General features: G+C 61.8%; 15 protein-coding genes and 1 pseudogene. 9 read left to right on the top strand and 7 right to left on the bottom strand.

Features of this window, described 5'->3' with window-relative positions; genetic code table 11:
- Positions 1-496 precede the first annotated feature (496 nt).
- Together GV819_RS12160 and GV819_RS12155 are read left to right on the top strand one after the other, a co-directional pair.
- On the top strand, positions 497-1,396 hold the full coding sequence (locus GV819_RS12160) for a bestrophin family protein (protein WP_161756328.1): 900 nt from the start codon (positions 497-499) through the stop codon (positions 1,394-1,396).
- 73 nt (positions 1,397-1,469) lie between these two features.
- A complete protein-coding gene (locus tag GV819_RS12155) occupies positions 1,470-2,525 on the top strand; it encodes a tetratricopeptide repeat protein (RefSeq protein ID WP_161756327.1) in 1,056 nt (351 codons plus the stop codon).
- 233 nt (positions 2,526-2,758) lie between these two features.
- On the opposite strand, the gene GV819_RS12150 is transcribed toward GV819_RS12155, so the two are convergent.
- Positions 2,759-3,220, bottom strand: a complete 462-nt coding sequence (locus GV819_RS12150) for a DUF6392 family protein (protein ID WP_161756326.1) — start codon at positions 3,218-3,220, stop codon at positions 2,759-2,761.
- A gap of 13 nt (positions 3,221-3,233) precedes the next feature.
- Positions 3,234-4,625, bottom strand: a complete 1,392-nt coding sequence (locus GV819_RS12145; protein ID WP_161756325.1) for an S-type pyocin domain-containing protein — start codon at positions 4,623-4,625, stop codon at positions 3,234-3,236.
- Between the two features lie 82 nt (positions 4,626-4,707).
- On the opposite strand from GV819_RS12145, the pseudogene GV819_RS12140 reads away from it, so the two are divergent.
- Positions 4,708-5,067 (top strand): annotated as a pseudogene (locus tag GV819_RS12140) (response regulator); the annotation flags it as partial.
- Positions 5,068-5,075: 8 nt separating this feature from the next.
- Here GV819_RS12140 and GV819_RS12135 read toward each other — a convergent pair.
- From GV819_RS12135 to GV819_RS12115, 5 genes are all read right to left on the bottom strand, one after another.
- Positions 5,076-5,453, bottom strand: coding sequence for a response regulator (locus GV819_RS12135; protein WP_161756324.1), 378 nt, complete (start codon positions 5,451-5,453; stop codon positions 5,076-5,078).
- A 74-nt stretch (positions 5,454-5,527) separates the two neighbouring features.
- The gene (locus tag GV819_RS12130) at positions 5,528-6,736 is read right to left on the bottom strand and encodes a hybrid sensor histidine kinase/response regulator (RefSeq protein ID WP_161756323.1); all 1,209 of its coding nucleotides are present in this window, start codon (positions 6,734-6,736) and stop codon (positions 5,528-5,530) included.
- On the bottom strand, positions 6,730-7,335 hold the full coding sequence (locus GV819_RS12125) for a chemotaxis protein CheB (RefSeq protein ID WP_161756322.1): 606 nt from the start codon (positions 7,333-7,335) through the stop codon (positions 6,730-6,732). Before GV819_RS12125 ends, GV819_RS12130 begins: the two co-directional genes overlap by 7 nt.
- Complete coding sequence (locus GV819_RS12120) at positions 7,332-8,147, bottom strand: CheR family methyltransferase (RefSeq protein WP_161756321.1); 816 nt, start codon at positions 8,145-8,147, stop codon at positions 7,332-7,334. The genes GV819_RS12125 and GV819_RS12120 overlap by 4 nt, the downstream gene beginning before the upstream one ends.
- Entirely contained in the window at positions 8,147-11,641 is a 3,495-nt protein-coding gene (locus GV819_RS12115; protein ID WP_161756320.1) for a response regulator, read from the bottom strand. Before GV819_RS12115 ends, GV819_RS12120 begins: the two co-directional genes overlap by 1 nt.
- Positions 11,642-11,893: 252 nt before the next feature.
- On the opposite strand from GV819_RS12115, the gene GV819_RS12110 reads away from it, so the two are divergent.
- From GV819_RS12110 to efeB, 6 genes are all read left to right on the top strand, one after another.
- Positions 11,894-12,253, top strand: coding sequence for a response regulator (locus tag GV819_RS12110; RefSeq protein WP_161756319.1), 360 nt, complete (start codon positions 11,894-11,896; stop codon positions 12,251-12,253).
- Positions 12,254-12,338: 85 nt separating this feature from the next.
- Positions 12,339-13,637 (top strand): glycosyltransferase, encoded by a 1,299-nt coding sequence (locus GV819_RS12105; protein WP_161756318.1) that lies wholly within the window; start codon positions 12,339-12,341, stop codon positions 13,635-13,637.
- Positions 13,638-13,789: 152 nt separating this feature from the next.
- The gene (locus tag GV819_RS12100; RefSeq protein WP_161756317.1) at positions 13,790-14,695 is read left to right on the top strand and encodes an AraC family transcriptional regulator; all 906 of its coding nucleotides are present in this window, start codon (positions 13,790-13,792) and stop codon (positions 14,693-14,695) included.
- A gap of 644 nt (positions 14,696-15,339) precedes the next feature.
- On the top strand, positions 15,340-16,188 hold the full coding sequence (efeU, locus tag GV819_RS12095) for an iron uptake transporter permease EfeU (protein WP_161756316.1): 849 nt from the start codon (positions 15,340-15,342) through the stop codon (positions 16,186-16,188).
- Between the two features lie 8 nt (positions 16,189-16,196).
- The gene (gene efeO / locus GV819_RS12090; protein ID WP_161756315.1) at positions 16,197-17,396 is read left to right on the top strand and encodes an iron uptake system protein EfeO; all 1,200 of its coding nucleotides are present in this window, start codon (positions 16,197-16,199) and stop codon (positions 17,394-17,396) included.
- A 15-nt stretch (positions 17,397-17,411) separates the two neighbouring features.
- Entirely contained in the window at positions 17,412-18,725 is a 1,314-nt protein-coding gene (gene efeB, locus GV819_RS12085; RefSeq protein ID WP_161756314.1) for an iron uptake transporter deferrochelatase/peroxidase subunit, read from the top strand.
- The last annotated feature ends 23 nt before the right edge of the window (positions 18,726-18,748 follow it).

Here is an 18,748-nt window from a genome sequence, read left to right as displayed (position 1 = left end):
GGCGCCCGCTAGAACGCTACACGGCTCAAGGCCCTCTTCGCCGGCAAGCCGGCTCCTGCAAATATCCGCACATTCCCTGCCAGCCGTAGGAGCTGGCTTGCCAGCGAAGGCGCCCGCCAGAACGCTACACGGCTCAAGGCCCTCTTCGCCGGCAAGCCGGCTCCTACAAATATCCGCACATTCCCTGCCAGCCGTAGGAGCTGGCTTGCCAGCGAAGGCGTCCGCCAGAACGCTACACGGCTCAAGGCCCTCTTCGCCGGCAAGCCGGCTCCTGCAAATATCCGCACATTCCCTGCCAGCCGTAGGAGCTGGCTTGCCAGCGAAGGCGCCCGCTAGAACGCTACACGGCTCAAGGCCCGCTCCGCCGGCAAGCCGGCTCCTACAAGGTGGCGTGGTGATAGAGACCGTCGATCATGCGGTCGGGCATAGCGATTGGACAGGCCGCCGGCAGGCTCCTAATCTCCACCCGCCGTGTAGTCGCCCTGGCCCATCCCCGATGATTGTCCGTCCCAAGCCCAACCTGATCAGCATCCTCTTCGCCCTCAAGGGTTCGATCGCCAAGCGCATTGCCTGGCGCTGCGCGCTGGTGACCCTGCTGGCCTCGGCCATCGTGCTGGTAGAAACCCTGGAGCCGAGCTATTTCTCCAAGGTCAACGCCACGCCCTTCACCCTGCTGGGGCTGTCGCTGTCGATCTTCATGAGCTTTCGCAACAACGCTTGCTACGACCGCTGGTGGGAAGGCCGCAAGCAGCTCGGTCAACTGATCATCGAAGTGCGTTCGCTAATCCGGGAAAGCCTGGTGATCGAGAGCAATCCGGAACGCGAGGGCCTGCTGCGGGACCTGTGCGGTTTCGCCCACAGCCTGATCGCCCGCCTACGCCATGAAGACGAGGCCGCCGCCCTGCGTCCCTGGGCCCAGGCCAGCCTCGACCCCGGCCACCCGAACCTCGCCGATGCCCAGTTGCAGCGCATCGGCCAACGCTGTTCGCAATGGGCCGGGCAAGGGCTGATCAGCGAATGGCGCTACACCCAGCTGGAAACCCGGCTGGTCAGCCTGAGCCTGGTGCAGGCCTCCTGCGAGCGGATCCAGAACACCCCGCTGCCTTTTCCCTACACCCTGCTGCTGCACCGCACCATCTACCTGTTCTGCATCATCCTGCCATTCGCCATGGCCGAGCCCCTGGGCTGGCTGGCACCGATCTTCACCGCCATCATCAGCTACACCTTCCTGGGCCTGGACGAGATCGGCAACGATCTGGAAGACCCTTTCGGCTACGACGACAATGACCTGCCCTGCAGCGCTCTATTGCGTGGCCTGGAGCGCGAAGTCCTGGCGGCACTGGGGCAGCGCGACCTGCCGCCAGCGCTGGAACCCCAGGAATATGTGCTGACCTGAGCGCGGGTTTGACTCGGACCGATTCCTGACCGAAGCTTGCGCCTTCAAAAAGTCGTCAGCTATGGACTCCTGCATGACCCGACCCCGCCGCTACCTGCTGATCAGCCTGGTTATCGTCATCGTCCTGGCCCTGGCCTGGAGCTTTCTGCGCAGCAGTCCGCCGGCGGTGCCCGAGGCCATCAAGCATGGCTATGGCCAGGCCCTGGAAAAGGCCCGCAACGGCCAGCCGGGCGCGGCCCGGATGCTCTACCAGCAACTGGGACGGCCCGACCTCAGCGATCCGCAACGCATCCGCCTGCTGGCCGTACTGCCCAACTACCCAAGCCCGCAAGCCCTGAAACTGGCGGACGCCGACCTCTACCATCCCTCGGCCGAAGTGCGCAAAGCCGCGATCAAGAGCGTGCTCGGTCTGGTGCCCAACGGCCAGCGCAGCCTGCTGCTGGGACCGTTGCTCGACGATCATGAGCAAAGCGTGCGGTTTGCCGCAGTGGATGCCCTGCTGGGCCTGTCCCCGGATGACCAGGGTTTGTACTTCGGCCCATTGCAGCAGGTGATCGACGAATACACCCAGGTGCTCAAGACCCGGGGCGACAACGTCGAGGCGCAGTACCAACTGGCGCGCCTGTACCTGCACAACGCCGACCTGGTCAAAGCCCAGCAGACCCTGGAACAGGCCCTGCGCCTGGCCCCGGACAACCTGCAGGCGGTGGTGCTGCAGATCGAAGTGCTGGACAAGCAAGGCCAGAGCGAAGCGGCCCGCCAGCTACTGGCCAAGCAACTGCAAGCCCAGCAGGACTCGGCCTACCTGCAACATGCCCTGGGGCTCTGGCTGCTGCACCACGACCAGGGCGAGTTTGCCTTGCTGGGCCTGTCCCGGGCGGTGGAACTGGAGCCCAACAACGCCGCCTACCGTTACGACCTGGCCACCACCCTGTACAGCGAACAAGAGCTGGAAGCCGCGCAGAAACAACTGGAGGAAATCGTCCAGCGCCAGCCTTACAACCGCAAGGCGCGGGTATTGCTGATCAACTACTGGAAAGAAAGCGGCCAACTGCAGAATGTCCAAGTGCTGCTGGCCCAGCTGGAGCAGCAGAACCCCGACGACCCGGCATTGCAACAGGGTCTGTAAGCCACCGGCGAATGCCTGTCCGCGACAACAGTTGAACGGTGCTGGCCCTCGGCGGGCCAGTGAACAAGCAGCCACATCAACGCATTCGCGTCACTGCTGATCTTCGAGCACATCCATGTGTTGGGGCGGTACTCCTTCGCACTACTGGAAGAAGTCGCTCAAGGTGAGTTGCGGCGATTGCGCAACCCGGACAACGATCGGTGACCGCCTTCGGCAAAAGATCACTCCAGATGCTAGACGTGCGACTTTTCGTTCAGCCTAAAGACGACTCCATCCACTTCCATTTCAGTGTTGTACTTGAACAACACATTGATGTCTTTGGAGATGCTTGGGAGTCGATAGCAATCCCACCCGCCAGTCATACCCAGCACAGGGATTCTATAGGGAGCGCCTGATTCCAGCGGTTCGCCATACTGGGATCTGACCCAAGCCTGGTTCATCTTGGTTTTGAGTTGGTAGGGCAGACTTCCTGTGTAAGTTTGTTCTCCTTCGAAGCCTTTTAGAAAAGTGACAAATAGATCTTCAAACCGTTGATTTCTGGCCCAGAATCCCAGTTCTATACCTGGCCCAGGCGACATTGATAAGGTGTCGCTGTCTTCGAAGATTCCTTTTGGAGGGCCGCCCGGTAGATACATCCCTGAGGCAATCATTTCGGGGTAAGTACGCCCAAGGCTTTTAACTAGCTCATCAATCATTGCTGCGTTCATATCAATACCAGCCTTGTTCCTGATGAAGGTTGTGCAGTTCGGTGCGTGCCGTTTCGATCTGCTCTTCGGTAAAGCCTTCTTCGAGCAAATAAGGCTTGATTGCATCGAGATTAGTCTCTACAGCCGTGCGTAGGTCTGTGGCATCTTTGGCCTGTTGAACTTTGGTGTTTCTGCCGCCATATGTCTCGCTGTATTTCTGGTGGACTGTGCGCGGGATGGCGATGCTTGGAGCTTTCCGTAGGGCGGTTTTTATCCTCGTATCAGTTATGCCGGGAACGTTTGTCTTCAAAAAAGTTTCCAGCGCTTTCTTCGACGGCATGTGGTCAATATCCAACCCATCCTTTGCACTTCTACTGGACAGGTCATTGGCAGGTCCAACCTCCAACGGATTGACCATCGGTTTGGCAAAAACCAGGTACAACGACTTGATCCCGGAGTCAGCCGGGAACGTGACAATACAGTCTTTGGCTTTCAGCTCATCAATGGGAGAGCCTTCGATCTTGCTGTCACCCCCTTCGCTGATGGGGTGGACCATGATGTTAGCCAGTTCGTCAGTCACGCCAGGATAAGCGGTGGGGGTTGTCACCACCGGCCCGTGGTTGGGCGTCCAGATAATCGTGATCGTGCCGAGGTTGGCTTCCATGGCGCTTTTTTCGGCATTCCATTGGGCTTTGATCACCGGAACCGAGTCTTGTCCTGACTGGGCGCTGGTGTGGATGCCATAGATCTGGAGAGCACCTTGGCCATCGCGGCGGAACTGGAAACGAACCCGCGTGGTAGCGGCGCGCATGTCCTGCAACTGTTTTTCGGTGTAGAACGAGCCGTCACCGAGCATGGTCGGGGTCATTGCCAGAATCACTACACGCCCCATAGGACCTGCAGCATTTTTTAGCAGCGTACCGCTTGCTTCCAGTGACCAAACGAAACTTCTTAGGATGAGCTCTCCGGCAATTTTTCCCAGCCCGACCTCTGCTGTTGAGGACGCCAGAACCATGGTCTTGCCGAAGTTTGCCGCTGGCTCGCTGTCGGTGCCCGCCTTGGTGGTGCCCCAGGGCGCAGTGCTGATGGATTTGGCGAAGATGAGCTCAGTACGGGGCTTGGGGTCAGGCCATTGGTCTTTCTGGATGTAAACCGGTTCTGACTCTAAGGCGCGGCGAGCAATACCGCCGCCGCCTCCTGCGCTAGAGCTGTTTTCGACCAACACCCAGTCACCATTTCTAACGGCATCGAGAATGTCCCGATCACTGTTGATGGTGTAGTGCTCGCGTAACAACTCATCCAGGCCTTCAAGACTTGCTCGATTGCTCGCCAACGCCTTACGGACCGTGGCCTCGGCAGAATGTGGCGGCTCAGCATCGTGTGCTCCAGGATCAGTACTTTTGAGCAAACGCATATGTTCCCTCGGCGTTTCAGTCAATCGCAGACCCTACTACGCAAGCTGAGATTTACTCTGTAGGAAACATCCGAGAAATCACGAAGTCGGGCTGATCGTCGAGGGCGATTTGGCGGTGCGGGTGCGAATCTGTGCGGTACTCGGCAAACTCGGCTACGCCTTCCTCGCGGCTGGCAACGCGCACAGCGCGATACCGATTGTCGATTCGGGGCAACGTATTGATCCATTGATCAGCGATGTCGGGCTGCCGGGCATGAATGGCCGGCAGTTGACAGAGATCGGGCGGCAGATGCGCCCGCAATTGAAGGTCCTGTTCATCACTGGCTATGCCGAGCGCGCGGCCGTCCGTGGCGGCTTTCTTGACCCCGGCATGCAGCTGATCAGCAAACCCTTCACCTTTGACCTGCTGCCCCCCAAGGTGCGGGAAATGGTCGGTGACTGAGCGGCGGTTCAGGCCAGCAGGCGCTGGATCTGTTCGTGCAGGCTACTGAGGTCGAAGGGCTTGGCCAGGATCGGCGCCTTGCGGGTAATGGGACTGCCGCACTCGAGGATTTCATTGGGATAACCGCTGATGAAGATCACCTTGAGGTCCGGGCGCAGTTTCACCGCCGGCTCGGCGATCATCACCCCGGTGATCCCGCCTGGCAGCCGGTAATCGGTGATCATCAGGTCCAGGTGCGGCTTGCTGGCGAGAATCTCGAACGCCTGCTCACCGTTTTCGGCTTGTAAGACCCAGTAGCCCAGGCCCGACAGGTAGTCGGCCAGCAGCATCAGAATCACCGGTTCATCTTCGACGATCAGTACGACGTCTTGTGCATCTTCACTCATGGAAAACCTTTGCTCGGTCAATTGCTGCAGATACGACCATTGGGTCACGCAGAGGTTGCGTGCGCGTGACGTTTTTACTCATTTACTGACAAGCCAGCGCCGCCAAGAGGCAGGCCCACGCGAAACAGCGCACCCTCGCCAATACGGCTTTCAACCCGGATCGAGCCACCGTGGGCGGTGACGATCTGCTCGGAAATAAACAGCCCCAGGCCCAGCCCCGCAGCCACGTGGCTGGCGCTGACCCGCTCGAACTGCTGGAAAATACGTTTCTGGTTGTCTTCGCTGATACCGATCCCGTGATCCCGGACTTCAACCCGGGCCTCGCCGTCCTCGGCATACACCCGGACTTCGATCGGGCTCTTGGCGCCGTAACGCAAGGCATTGGTCAACAGGTTGGAAACCACCTGCTCGATGCGAAACTCATCCCAGTTGCCTTCCAGTGGCTGCTCGGCCTGCAGGGTCAGCGAGCACTGCGCCGCCTCCACTTGGGGCGCGAAGTTCTCCACCAGGCCGTGCACCAGTTGCGCCAGGTCGAAACGCGACGGCCGGATCGACAGCTTGCCGGTACGGATCCGCGAGATATCCAGCATGTCCTCGATCAGCCGGATCAGGCTTTTGATCTGGCGCTCGTCGCGATCGACCATGGCATGCATCTTGTCCAGGCTGAAGGCCGCAGCGTTCTCCCGGGCCAGGTGCATCTTGCGCAGCTGGGTTTCCAGGATCAGGCCATTGAGCGGCGTGCGCACCTCATGGGCAACGATGGACATGAAGTCGTCGCGCATGCGCACCGCCTGCTCCAGTTCGTTCTGCGTGGCCTGGAGCTTTTGCAGCAACGTCTCCTGTTCACGCCGGCTCTGCTCCAGGGCCTCGACCTGCTGCTTCATGGCCTTGCTCTGGCGATACAGATCAACGAAGACGTTGACCTTGCTCTTCACCGCGTGGATATCCAGGGGCTTGTGCAGGAAGTCCACCGCCCCGCTCTCGTAGCCCTTGAAGGCGTAGTTGAGCTCGCGCCCGGCAGCGCTGACAAACACGATGGGGATGTTCTTGGTCTTCTCGGTGCCGCGCATCAGCTCAGCCAGCTCGAAACCGTTCATGCCGGGCATCTGCACGTCGAGGATGGCCATGGCGAACTCATGCTGGAGCAGCAGCGACAAGGCTTCGTCGGCCGACAGTGCCTTGTACACCGTACGGTCCTCACGCTTGATCAACGCCTCCAGGGCCAGCAGGTTCTCTGGCAGGTCGTCGACGATCAGCAGCTTGGCTTGAATATTACTTAACATGCGATTCGTTCCAGCTCGACAAGCAGACGGCTGATGCCGCGCAAAGGGAGGATGTAATCCGGCTGGTGCAGGGCCAAGGCTGCATCCGGCATGGTCGACACATGGGCTTCATCGGGGTCCTGGACGATGGTCAGGCCGCCCTGGCGCTTGACCTCGGCCAGCCCCCGGGCGCCGTCCTGGCTGGCTCCGGTGAGGAGCACTGCAGCCAGGCGCGCGCCATAGGCATCGGCGGCGGACTCGAACAGGTAATCAATGGCCGGCCGTGAATGGTGCAGGCGTTCTTCCTGACTCAGGGACAGGCTGTGATCCTGTTCCACCGACAGGTGATAACCGGGGGCGGCGAAGTACAGCGTGCCCGGGACGATCTGCTCCTTGTCCTCGGCCTCCTTCACCGGCAGCGCCAGGCGTCGGGCGAAAACCTCCGCCAACAGGCTGCGACGTTCGTCGGGCAGGTGCAGGACCACGATCACCGGCAGGCGAAAACCCTGGGCCAAGCCACTGAACAGGCTCAGCAAGGCCTCGACGCCACCGGCCGAGGCCCCTACCACAATGGCCTCGACTCGCGGCCAGATACCCAGGCTGGCAATCTGCTGGTTCATGTCTTGCGGTAGATCCGTTCTTGTTTGACCAAGGGTTCGAAGTGCTTGCCATAGGCGGAAAAATCCAGGGTTTCCTTGCTGCCCAGGACCAGGAACCCACGATGGCAGAGCGACTCATGGAACAACCCAAAGGCTCGATCCTGCAATTTTTTATTGAAATAAATCAATACATTACGACACGAAATTAACTGAGTTTCTGAGAATACGCTGTCGGTTGCCAGGCTGTGATCGGCAAAGGTCACGTTGTCCCGCAGGCTCTTGTCGAAGATCGCGTAGTCATAGGCCGCCGTGTAGTAGTCGGCAAAGGAGCACTGGCCGCCGGCCTGCTGGTAGTTGTGGGTGTAGGCCCGCACATTCTCCAGGGAGAAGATGCCTTGCTTGGCCTTCTCCAGGGAGCTGGGATTGATGTCAGTGGCGTAGATGATGGTGCGTTCCAGCAGCCCCTCTTCGCGCAGCAGGATGGCCATGGAATAGACCTCTTCGCCCGTGCTGCAACCGGCGATCCAGATCTTGATCGACGGATAGGTCTTGAGCAGCGGCACCACTTCCTGGCGGATGGCCAGGAAGTGCGACGGGTCGCGAAACATCTCGCTGACCGGAATGGTCAGGAACTGCAGCAACTGCATGAACGCAGTCGGGTCGTGCAGCACCCGTTCCTGTAACGCGGAAATGGTCTTGCACTCGAACTGGCGCAAGGCGTGGTTGACCCGGCGCTTGATCGAAGCGCCGGAGTAGTCGCGGAAGTCGTAGCTGTATTTCAGATAGATAGCTTCGATCAACAAACGCAGTTCGATCTCGGTATTACGCTCCACTAAATTCTTTCCATCTTGGGCAGCCACACGCGGATAAGCGAAAACAGCCGGTCAAGGTCGATGGGCTTGGCCAGGTAATCATTGGAGCCGGCCTGCAGGCAGCGCTCCTGATCGTCCTTCATGGCCTTGGCGGTAACCGCGATGATCGGCAGCTTGCGCCAGCGCGGGTCCTTGCGGATCTGCACCGTGGCTTCATAACCGTCCATCTCCGGCATCATCACATCCATCAGCACCAGGTCGATGTCCTCGACCTCATTGAGTTTGGCAATGGCTTCATGACCATTGCGACCGATGACCACCACCGCGCCCTTGTGTTCCAGGGCGCTGGTCAGGGCGAAGATGTTGCGCACGTCGTCATCCACCAGGAGGATCTTGCGCCCCTCGAACACCTTGTCGCGGCTGCGGGCGGTCTTGAGCATCTTCTGCCGCTCATGGGACAACTGGGATTCGACTTTGTGCAGAAAAAGAGTCACTTCATCCAGCAGGCGCTCCGGCGAACGGGCGCCCTTGATGATGATCGAGCGCGAATACTTACGCAGCTCGGCCTCTTCGTCACGGGTCAGGTTGCGCCCGGTGTAGACGATCACCGGTGGGAATGAGCGGATATCCTCGGTGGACATGCGCTTGAGCAGGTCGTTGCCGAGCATGTCCGGCAGCTTGAGGTCGATGATCATGCAGTCGTAGACATTCTCGCGCAGCAGGTCCAAGGCATCCTGGGCCAGGCCCACGGCGGTGATCTCGATGTCGTCGTCACCGATCAGCCGGGCAATGCTGTCCCGTTGCAGGTCGTCATCCTCCACCAGCAGCACGCGCTTGACCTTCTGCGTCAGCTTGGCTTCCAGGCGGGCGAAGACATCCTTGAGTTCCTCGCGGGTGGTGGGTTTCACCGCATAGCCCACGGCGCCCATGTGCATCGCCGCTTCGACCCGGTCTTCCACCGAAATCACATGCACCGGGATATGCCGGGTTTGGGCATGTTCCTTGAGCCGCTGCAGCACGGTCAGGCCCGAGTGATCGGGCAAGCGCATGTCCAGCAGGATTGCGTCGGGAATGAATTCGGCGGCCAGGCTGTAGCCTTCATCGGCGCCGTGGGCTACCAGGCAGTGGTAACCCAGCTCGTGCGCCAGATCGAAGAGAATGTGTGCAAAGTTCGCCTCATCTTCCACCACCAGGATGCAGCGACTGCTGAACGGAGCCTTGTCCCGGTCATCGGCGAAGCGCGGAATCTGCACCGGCTCGACCTCAGCCACAGGAGCCGCCGGGCTGAGCACTTGCGGCGCCACGACCGACACTGCCGAGACCCGTGGCGCAAGCACCGGTTGCTGCGCTTCGCTGTACTGCTCCGGCAGTACCAAGGTGAAAATGCTGCCGCGACCCGGTTCGCTGCTGACGCTGATGGAGCCACCAAGCAGGGCTGCCAGGTCCCGGGAGATCGACAGCCCCAAACCGGTGCCGCCGTAACGTCGATTGGTGGTGCCGTCGGCCTGGCGGAAGGCTTCGAAAATGCTTTCCTGCTGATCCCCGGCGATGCCGATTCCCGAGTCCTGCACAGCGAAGGCAATCCTCGACCCCGGCTGGGCGGACACGCTCAGGCTGACCTGGCCCTTCTCGGTGAACTTGACCGCGTTGGACAGCAGGTTCTTGAGGACCTGCTCGACCCGCTGGCAATCGGTGAACAGCATCTGCGGTACTCCCGGCTGCAGTTCCACCTTGAAGTCCAGGCCCTTGTCCGCGGTCAACGGCTGGAACAGGCTGCGCAGGCCGTCCACCAGGCGCGGCACGCTGGCATTCTCCGGACGCACTTCCAGCTTGCCGGCCTCGACCTTGGAAATATCGAGGATGTCGTTGATCAGGTTCAGCAGGTCATTGCCGGCCGAGTAGATCGACTCAGCGAACTTGACCTGCTCGGCGCTGAGATTTTCCTGGGGGTTCTCCGCCAGCAACTTGGCCAGGATCAACGAACTGTTGAGCGGCGTGCGCAGCTCGTGGGACATGTTGGCAAGGAACTCGGACTTGTACTTGCTGGAGCGCTGCAACTCTTCGGCACGCTCTTGCAACTGCACCTGCGCCTGGTTCAACTCGCTGTTCTTGAGGTCCATGGCATCGCGCTGGTCCACCAGGATCTGCGCCTGCTCGGCCAGCTGTTCATTGGTCTGCTCCAGTTCCACCTGCTGGGTTTCCAGGTGCGCCTGGGATTCCTTGAGAATCCGCGACTGCTCTTCCAGCTCTTCGTTGGCGGTCTTGAGTTCTTCCTGCTGCACCTGCAGTTCTTCGTTGAGCTGCTGGGTTTCAGCCAGGACTTCCTGCAGCCGCTGGCGATAGCGCGCGGCCTCGATGGAGGTGCCGATGTTGCTGGCAATCAGCTCCAGCAATTCGACATCACGCTCGCTCAAGGCCCGCAGGAAACCCAGCTCGATCACCCCGTTGACCCGGCCATCGTCCAGGGTCGGCATCACCAGCACACTGCGCGGCGCGCCGTCGCCAAGGCCGGAGCTGACCTTGAAATAATCCGCCGGCACATCGTCCAGGCGAATCAACCGCTTGTGCTGCGCGGCCTGTCCCACCAGGCCTTCGTCGCCGTACAGCGCCTGTTCCTGTGCCTCCTGCTCCCGGGAGAAGCCGTAAGACGCCACGCGCTTGAGGCCGCCATGTTCTTCACGGACATACAGCGCCGCCACCGGCGAGCCCAGGTACTGGGCGCAGAACTGCAGGATATTGCGCCCCAGCAGGTTCAGCGTCAGCTGACCCAGCATTTGCTCGGCCAGCTCGGTCTGGCCGTTGCGCAACCAGGCTTGCTGCTCCAGGCGCCGGGAGCTCTGCTCCTGGGCTTCGAGGTTGTCGCTGTAGCTCTTCGACAGCGCCAGCAGGTCACGGCGCCCGACATAGGCGAGCAAGCCGCTGATACCCACCACGAACAGCAGATAGAGGCTCACGCTGAGAATCGTGGTGCGACTGACGTCGGCGTTGCGGCTGACCCGCAACTGCTGCTCCATGTCCACCGCGTCGTCGTACTCCTTGCGGATCTCGTCGGTCAAGCGCTTGCCCCGCCCGGCTTGCACCACCGCCCGATAATCACCGTTCTGGCGACGTAGCTCGATCATCCCCTGGGCGAAGCTGTTCCACTCCACCTGCAAGGCTTCCAGGCGCTTGAGCCGGTCCACTTGCTGCGGGTTGTCCGCCACCAGCACCTGGATGCCGCGCAGCTCACTGACGATGCGTGGCTTGGCCACCTCGTAAGGGTCGAGAAAATGTTCGTCGCCGGTGATCAGGAAGCCGCGCATGCCGGTTTCCAGGTCGATGCTCAGGCGCGCCGCCTCATTGAGATTGTTGATCACCCGGTCGGTGTGCTGCACCCACTGGATCACCGAGAGCAGGTAAGTGATCAACGAGACGAAAAAAACCGCGCTGAGCACGCCTACGCCCAGCGGCAGGCTGACGTTGCGGGTCAGCAGTTTGCGGAAACTCTGTTCATCAACCGAGGACGGACGGATCATTTGATGGACCTGGCGCAGGTAAAAAAACGAAGTTTGCCCCACATTCAGTCACCGCAGCTATTTTTTATAACCAATGCGTGTGTCACCGCAATTTGGCCTGCCCTGGGACAATGGAAGCGGTTATTCTTGCCAATGCTTGTACAATCCTATTTTTTTGTACAGCTTCGGGAACTTGTGGCAACCCGGCACTTACTGATGCACAGGGCCGGCTGTTGCGCCGCCCAGCGAATTCATTTTTTCGAGAGTGACCTTATGCCCGACAGCGCTTCCACCATCCTAGTCGTAGAAGACGATGCCATCGTGCGCATGTTGATCGTCGATGTCCTTGAAGAGCTCGAATTCAGTGTTCTGGAGGCCGATGGCAGCGACACCGCGCTCAAGCTCCTGGAAGAGCACGGGCAACACATCGACCTGCTGATGACCGATGTCGGCCTGCCTGGAATGAACGGCCGCGAGCTGGCGGAACGTGCACGCCAACTGCTTCCACAATTGCCGGTGCTGTTCGCCAGCGGCTACGCCGAATCCATCGAGGTACCCAGCGGCATGTCGGTGATTGGCAAACCCTTCTCCATTGATCAACTGCGGGACAAGGTGCGCAGCATCCTCGGCTGAATCCACGGGCGGCCGGATCAGCCGCTTGCCCACTGTGGTTTAATGGCGGCCTTTTTTTGCCTTCGCCTGCCAGGAATAGCCGCTCATGAGTCCCACTGCCGCAACCAAAGTCCTGATCATTGGTTACGTCTGGCCCGAGCCCCGCTCCTCTGCGGCCGGCGGGCACATGATGCAGATCCTCCAGAGATTTCTCGAGCAGGGCTGGGAGCTGACCTTCGCCAGCCCGGCCAACGAAGGCGAACACAAGGAAGACCTGCGCGCCCTGGGCATCCGCGAATGCCCGATCGAGCTCAATAACAGCAGTTTTGACCGTTTCGTCGCCGAACTGGCGCCCGACATTGTGCTGTTCGATCAATTCATGATGGAGGAGCAGTTCGGCTGGCGTGTGGAGCAACACTGCCCGAATGCCCTGCGGGTGCTGGAGACCTCGGACCTGCAATGCCTGCGCCACGCCCGGCACCAGCGACTCAAGGAGCACCTGAAGCGCCACGCCGACGAAGATGACTTCAGTGCGCTGTTCGCCCAGGCAGCGGAACAGGAGTTCCAGCACATGGCCGAGACCGACCTGGCCAAGCGCGAAATTGCCGCGATCTACCGCTGCGACCTGAGCCTGATGATCTCGCAGGTGGAGATCGAACTGCTGGTCGAGCAGTTCCGCCTGCCGCCGACCCTGCTGCATTGGTGCCCGTTGATGCTGGAGCAGTTGCCAGAGTCGTTCGTGCCGTTTGCCCAGCGGGCGCACTTCCTGAGCATCGGCAACTTCCGCCACGCGCCAAACTGGGACGCCGTGCTGTGGATGAAGAACCGGGTGTGGCCGTTGATCCGCCAGCAACTGCCTGGCGCACAACTGCATCTATATGGCGCCTACACCCCGCCCAAGGCGGCGGCACTGCACAACCCGGCCCAGGGCTTTCACATCATGAACTGGGCCGAAGATGCGCTGCAGGTCATGAGCGCGGCGCGGGTCTGCCTGGCACCCTTGCGTTTCGGCGCCGGGATCAAGGGCAAGCTGCTGGACGCCATGCTCTGTGGTACCCCCAGCGTGACCACGCCGGTGGGCAGCGAATCCATGTCCGTGGGGAACCTGCCCTGGCCGGGCGTGGTGGCAGAGTCCGCCAGCGCCATCGCGGCGGCGGCAGTGCGCCTGTATCAGGATCAGCACCTGTGGAACCAGGCCCAGGCGGATGGCGCACGCTTGCTTGAGGCGCGCTACCGGCAGCAGGTCCACGGCCCGGCGCTGATCCAGCGCCTGCTGCACGGCCGCGAGCACCTGGCGCAACTGCGGCGGGACAACTTCACCGGGGCCATGCTGCGTCACCATCATCACAAGAGCACCCAATACATGGCGCAATGGATCGAAGCAAAAAACCGCCCGATCTCGTAGCCGCGCCGGGCGCTGTTGCGTTTGCCGGCGAAGAGCCCCTTGAGCCTTGCACAAGGCAGCGGGCCACCTTCGCTGGCGACCCGTTGCTACTGGTGCGCGGACAAGTCCCGAGGCATTATCAGCCGGGCCAACAACAAAAACAGACCTGCGCCATGAGTCGACCCGGCAAGATCACCGATCCTTCCTATGAGTTGATGGACGACCACAACGGCCTGTCCATCATCTACCGCCAGCACGGTTTCCCCTGCCCCCTGGTGCGCTGGCATTTCCACAAGGAATACGAGCTGCACCTGATCGTCGCCAGCTCCGGCAAGGTGTTCATCGGCGACTACATCGGCAACTTCTATCCGCAGACGCTGTTCCTCACCGGGCCCAACCTGCCGCACAACTGGATCAGCCAGGTGGCCGAGGACGAAGTGGTGCTCAAGCGCGACATGCTGGTGAACTTCACCGATGAACTGTTCGACAGCGGCAGCCAGGTGTTCGCCGAGCTGAAAAACCTCACAGCGCTGCTGGAGCGCGCGCAATACGGCATCGAGTTTCGCTGCCAGCACACCATCGCCCAGGCCCTGCCGTTGATGCAGCGCATCGCCGATTCCACCGGCATCACCCGCCTCGGCCACTTTTTCATCCTCATGGAGTTGCTCGCCGCCTGCGACGACTACCAACTGCTGTCCGGGGCCACTCGCGTGCAACTGGCGGATGAGCACAGCATCGACCGCACCAACCGCGCGGTGGACTACATCTTTGCCCACTACGCCCGGGAGTTGACCCTGGACGAAGTCGCCGACCACCTCGGGATGAAGCCCACCTACTTCTCCCGGGTGTTCAAGCAGGCCACCGGGCGCTGCTTCATCGAGTTCGTCAATCGCCTGCGAATCAGCAAGTCCTGCGAGCTGCTGGCCGATGGCGACAAGCCGGTGACTGACGTGTGCTTCGAGTCGGGTTTCAACAACATCTCCAACTTCAACCGGCGTTTCCAACAGCTCAAGGGCATGACCCCTTCCCACTACCGCCGCCTGGCAGTGCAACGGCTGACCGAACAGAACCTCGGCTGAGCCGAACTGCCGCACGTCTTGCGGTCCCCTTCGCCGGCAAGCCGGCTCCTACAAAAAGCCACATCGCGCAGCCGCCGCCCCCGTAGGAGCTGGCTTGCCAGCGAAAGCGCCAGCCGATCAGCACACGTCTTGCGGCCCCCCTCGCCGGCAAGCCGGCTCCTACAAAAAGCCACATCGCGCAGCCGCCGCCCCCGTAGGAGCTGGCTTGCCAGCGAAAGCGCCAGCCGATCAGCACACGTCTTGCGGCCCTCTTCGCCGGCAAGCCGGCTCCTACAAAAAGCCACGTCGCGCAGCCGCCGCCCCCGTAGGAACTGGCTTGCCAACGAAGGCACCAGCCGATCAGTGCATGCCTTGCGGCCCTCTTCGCCGGCAAGCCGGCTCCTACAAAAAGCCACGTCGCGCAGCCGCCGCCCCCGTAGGAGCTGGCTTGCCAGCGAAGGCGCCAGCCGATCAGTGCACATCTTGCGGCCCTCTTCGCCGGCAAGCCGGCTCCTACAGCCATCAGGCTGGAGCGGCAAAAGCCTTTACCTTGGTAAACGAATCCCGTTCAGCTTCCGTTCAGCAGTTGGTAACAATCTTCATTTGGCAATGAGTATCATTATGTTACAAATTACTTCCTAGCCAAATTGACCCGCCGGTGCTGAATGCTCGTTCCATTTCTGATCATGCTGCGCGAAGGGATTGAAGCCGCGCTCATCGTTGGCATCATCGCCAGCTACCTGAAACAGACCGGTCGCGGCCAGTGGATGCCCGCCGTGTGGATCGGCGTATTCCTCGCCGTGGCCCTGGCCCTGCTGGTGGGCGGTGGCCTGGAGCTGATGAGCGCCGAATTCCCGCAGAAGCAGCAGGAGCTGTTCGAGGGCATCGTCGGCCTGGTGGCCGTGGGCATCCTCAGTTCCATGGTGTTCTGGATGCGCAAGGTGGCGCGCTCGATCAAGCACTCCCTGCATGTGTCACTGGACCATGCCCTGACCGGTTCCAAGCACCAGGTCACAGCGCTGATCGCCATGGTGTTCTTCGCCGTGGCCCGGGAAGGCCTGGAAACCGTGTTCTTCCTGCTGGCGGTGTTCCAGCAGAGCGAAGGCCCCGGCGCGCCCATCGGCGCCCTGCTGGGGCTGATCGTGGCAATCATCGTCGGTTTCCTCATCTATACCGGCAGCATGCGCCTGAACCTCGGCGCATTCTTCCGCTGGACCGGTCTGTTCATCCTGGTGGTGGCCGCCGGCATCCTCGCCAACTCGGTGCAGGCGCTGCATGAAGCCGGGATCTGGAACCACCTGCAGACCGTGCTCTTCGACTTCAGCGCCAGCCTGCCCATGGACGGCCCGCTGGGCTCGGTGCTGGCCGGCATGTTCGGCTACCAGGACGCGCCCACCGTCAGCACCCTCGGCGCCTATGTGCTGTACCTGGCCGTAACCCTGGTGCTGTTCTTCTTGCCCGGTGGCGCCCCCGCCAAGGCGCCCGGCTCTTCGTCTTCCGTTTCCAGTCAGTAAGGCTCCCCATGACCCAGCAAGCCTCTCCCCAGGCCTCGCCTCCCCGCGCATTGCGCTGGGCGGTTGCCGGCTCGGTGATCGTGATGATCGCCGCCGGCGGGCTGTTCTACTACGCCTCGCAACTGGCCGCCAGCAAGCGCCAGGCCCACCAGGGCGAAATCACCGTGACCATCCACCCCAAGAGCTGCGAGCCCAATGCGCTGACGGTCTCGGCCGGGCACACCAGCTTTCGCATCGTCAACCGCTCGGATCGCGCCGTGGAATGGGAAATCCTCGACGGCGTGCTGGTGGTGGAAGAACGGGAGAACATCGCCCCGGGCCTGAGCCAGGTGATCAACGCCAACCTGCTGCCCGGTGACTACGCCATCACCTGCGGGCTGCTGAGCAACCCCCGCGGCACCCTGCACGTGACCCCGACCGCCGAGTCTGATGCCCAGGCCAAGGCGCGGCCGTCGATGGTGGCCTTCATCGGCCCGCTGTCGGAGTTCAGGGTCTACCTGAGCACCCAGGGCAGCGCCCTGATCAAGGCGGTGAACGCCTTGCAGCAAGCCATCGACAGCGGCGACCTGAAGCAGGCCCAGGCCCTGTACCTGCCGGCCCGCGCCGCTTATCAGCGCCTGGCTCCCGCGGCCCAGCGCCTGGCCGAACTGGACAACGCCATCAACGCCCGCGCCGACTATTTCGAACAGCGTGAACAGGACCCGGGCTTCAGCGGCTTCCATCGCCTGGAGTACGGCCTGTTCCAGAAGCGCGACCTGGCGGGCCTGGCCCCGGTGGCGCAACACTTGTCCAGCGACGTGGCCAGCCTCAAGGAGCAGCTGTTGGCCCAGACCCTGCCGCCGGAGCAACTGGTGAGCATCGTGGCCCGCAACATGCGCAGCCTGGCCGACCTGCGAGCCAGCAGCGGCGAGGAGGAACGCTACAGCCACAGCGACCTCAACGGCTTTGCCGCCAACCTGGACACCACGCGCAAAGTCATCGACCTGCTGCGCCCCTTGCTGGCCAAGTCTGCGGCGCAATTGCTGCCCGAGGTGGACAACGCCGCCAATGCCCTGGCCGCCCGGCTCGACAGCCTGCGCGATGGCTTCGGTTATGTCGCCTACGACCAGGTCAGCGCCGAACAACGCAAAGAGCTTGCCGACAAGGCCAAGGCCCTGGCCGACGCCCTCGACCGCATCGATCCCGCACTCGGCCTCTCCGGCCTGTAACAAGACGAGCCTTCAATGAACGATTCAGACCAGTCCAACCCGTCTTTTTCCGCCCAACGCCGGCGCGTGTTGCTGGGCATGGGCGCTGCCGGCGTAGCCCTGGCCGGCAGCAGCCTGAGCTGCCCGGCCATGGCCGCCAGCGCCGCAGCCCAGGTCACCCAGGCCCCCAGCAGCGACAAGACCCAGGATCATCACGACTTCCACGGCCAGCACCAGAGCGGCATCGTCACCCCACGTCCGGCTTCGGGCATGCTGGTGTCCTTCGACGTACTGGCCAGCGACCGCGATGACCTGGAGCGGCTGTTTCGCACCCTCAACGAACGCATCGCCTTTCTCATGAGCGGCGGCCCGGTGACCCAGGTCGACCCGAAACTGCCGCCGCTGGATTCGGGCATCCTCGGCCCGGTGGTGACCCCGGACAACCTGACCATCAGCGTCTCGGTGGGCGAGTCGCTGTTCGACGAGCGCTTCGGCCTGGAATCAGCCAAACCCAAGCGCCTGACGCGCATGGTGGGGTTTCCCAACGATGCCCTGGAGCCTGCCAACTGCCACGGCGACCTGAGCCTGCAGATCTGTTCCAACACCGCCGACACCAACATCCACGCCCTGCGCGACATCGTGAAGAACCTGCCTGACCTGCTGCTGGTGCGCTGGAAACAGGAAGGCAGCGTACCGCCCCAGGCCCCGGCCAAGCCCGGCGAGGCGGCGCAAAGCGCGCGCAACTTCCTGGGTTTTCGCGACGGTTCGGCCAACCCCGACTCCAACGACCAGAAGGCCATGCAGCAGATCGTCTGGGTCCAGCCCGGCAGTGACGAACCGGCCTGGGCGGCCCATGGCAGCTACCAGGCGGTGCGGATCATCCGCAACTTCGTCGAACGCTGGGACCGCACCCCACTGCAAGAGCAGGAAAGCATCATCGGCCGGGTCAAGACCAGCGGCGCACCCATGGACGGCCAGAAGGAAAGCCAGGTGCCCGACTACGCCCGAGACCCCCACGGCAAGGTCACCAAGCTCGACGCCCACATCCGCCTGGCCAACCCACGCACCGCACAGACCCAGCAGAACCTGATCCTGCGCCGGCCGTTCAACTACTCCAACGGCGTCAACAAGAACGGCCAGCTGGACATGGGCCTGCTGTTCATCTGCTACCAGGCGGACCTGGAAAAAGGCTTTGTCGCAGTGCAGACCCGGCTGAACGGCGAGCCCCTGGAGGAGTACCTGAAGCCTGTGGGCGGCGGTTATTTCTTCACCTTGCCGGGTGTCACTGGCGACCAGGATTTCATCGGTCGCTCATTGCTCGATGCCACTCAAGCAAAAATCACTGCCTAACACCAAAAACAACACTACCCCCA

The organism is Pseudomonas sp. Fl5BN2, assembly GCF_009908205.1.
Classification (GTDB): Bacteria; Pseudomonadota; Gammaproteobacteria; order Pseudomonadales; family Pseudomonadaceae; genus Aquipseudomonas.
Note: the sequence above shows the minus strand (reverse complement) of the source record. Positions and strands in the feature narration are given on the sequence as shown.

What these genes read in the sequence shown, in the direction of transcription:
- efeU (WP_161756316.1), top strand. Translation starts at nt 15,340, where the DNA reads ATGCTCGTTCCATTTCTGATCATGCTGCGCGAAGGGATTGAAGCCGCG.
- GV819_RS12155 (WP_161756327.1), top strand. Translation starts at nt 1,470, where the DNA reads ATGACCCGACCCCGCCGCTACCTGCTGATCAGCCTGGTTATCGTCATC.
- GV819_RS12125 (WP_161756322.1), bottom strand. Translation starts at nt 7,335, where the DNA reads ATGAACCAGCAGATTGCCAGCCTGGGTATCTGGCCGCGAGTCGAGGCC.
- GV819_RS12135 (WP_161756324.1), bottom strand. Translation starts at nt 5,453, where the DNA reads ATGAGTGAAGATGCACAAGACGTCGTACTGATCGTCGAAGATGAACCG.
- GV819_RS12110 (WP_161756319.1), top strand. Translation starts at nt 11,894, where the DNA reads ATGCCCGACAGCGCTTCCACCATCCTAGTCGTAGAAGACGATGCCATC.
- GV819_RS12115 (WP_161756320.1), bottom strand. Translation starts at nt 11,641, where the DNA reads ATGATCCGTCCGTCCTCGGTTGATGAACAGAGTTTCCGCAAACTGCTG.
- GV819_RS12145 (WP_161756325.1), bottom strand. Translation starts at nt 4,625, where the DNA reads ATGCGTTTGCTCAAAAGTACTGATCCTGGAGCACACGATGCTGAGCCG.
- GV819_RS12105 (WP_161756318.1), top strand. Translation starts at nt 12,339, where the DNA reads ATGAGTCCCACTGCCGCAACCAAAGTCCTGATCATTGGTTACGTCTGG.
- GV819_RS12130 (WP_161756323.1), bottom strand. Translation starts at nt 6,736, where the DNA reads ATGTTAAGTAATATTCAAGCCAAGCTGCTGATCGTCGACGACCTGCCA.
- efeO (WP_161756315.1), top strand. Translation starts at nt 16,197, where the DNA reads ATGACCCAGCAAGCCTCTCCCCAGGCCTCGCCTCCCCGCGCATTGCGC.
- efeB (WP_161756314.1), top strand. Translation starts at nt 17,412, where the DNA reads ATGAACGATTCAGACCAGTCCAACCCGTCTTTTTCCGCCCAACGCCGG.
- GV819_RS12160 (WP_161756328.1), top strand. Translation starts at nt 497, where the DNA reads ATGATTGTCCGTCCCAAGCCCAACCTGATCAGCATCCTCTTCGCCCTC.
- GV819_RS12150 (WP_161756326.1), bottom strand. Translation starts at nt 3,220, where the DNA reads ATGATTGATGAGCTAGTTAAAAGCCTTGGGCGTACTTACCCCGAAATG.
- GV819_RS12100 (WP_161756317.1), top strand. Translation starts at nt 13,790, where the DNA reads ATGAGTCGACCCGGCAAGATCACCGATCCTTCCTATGAGTTGATGGAC.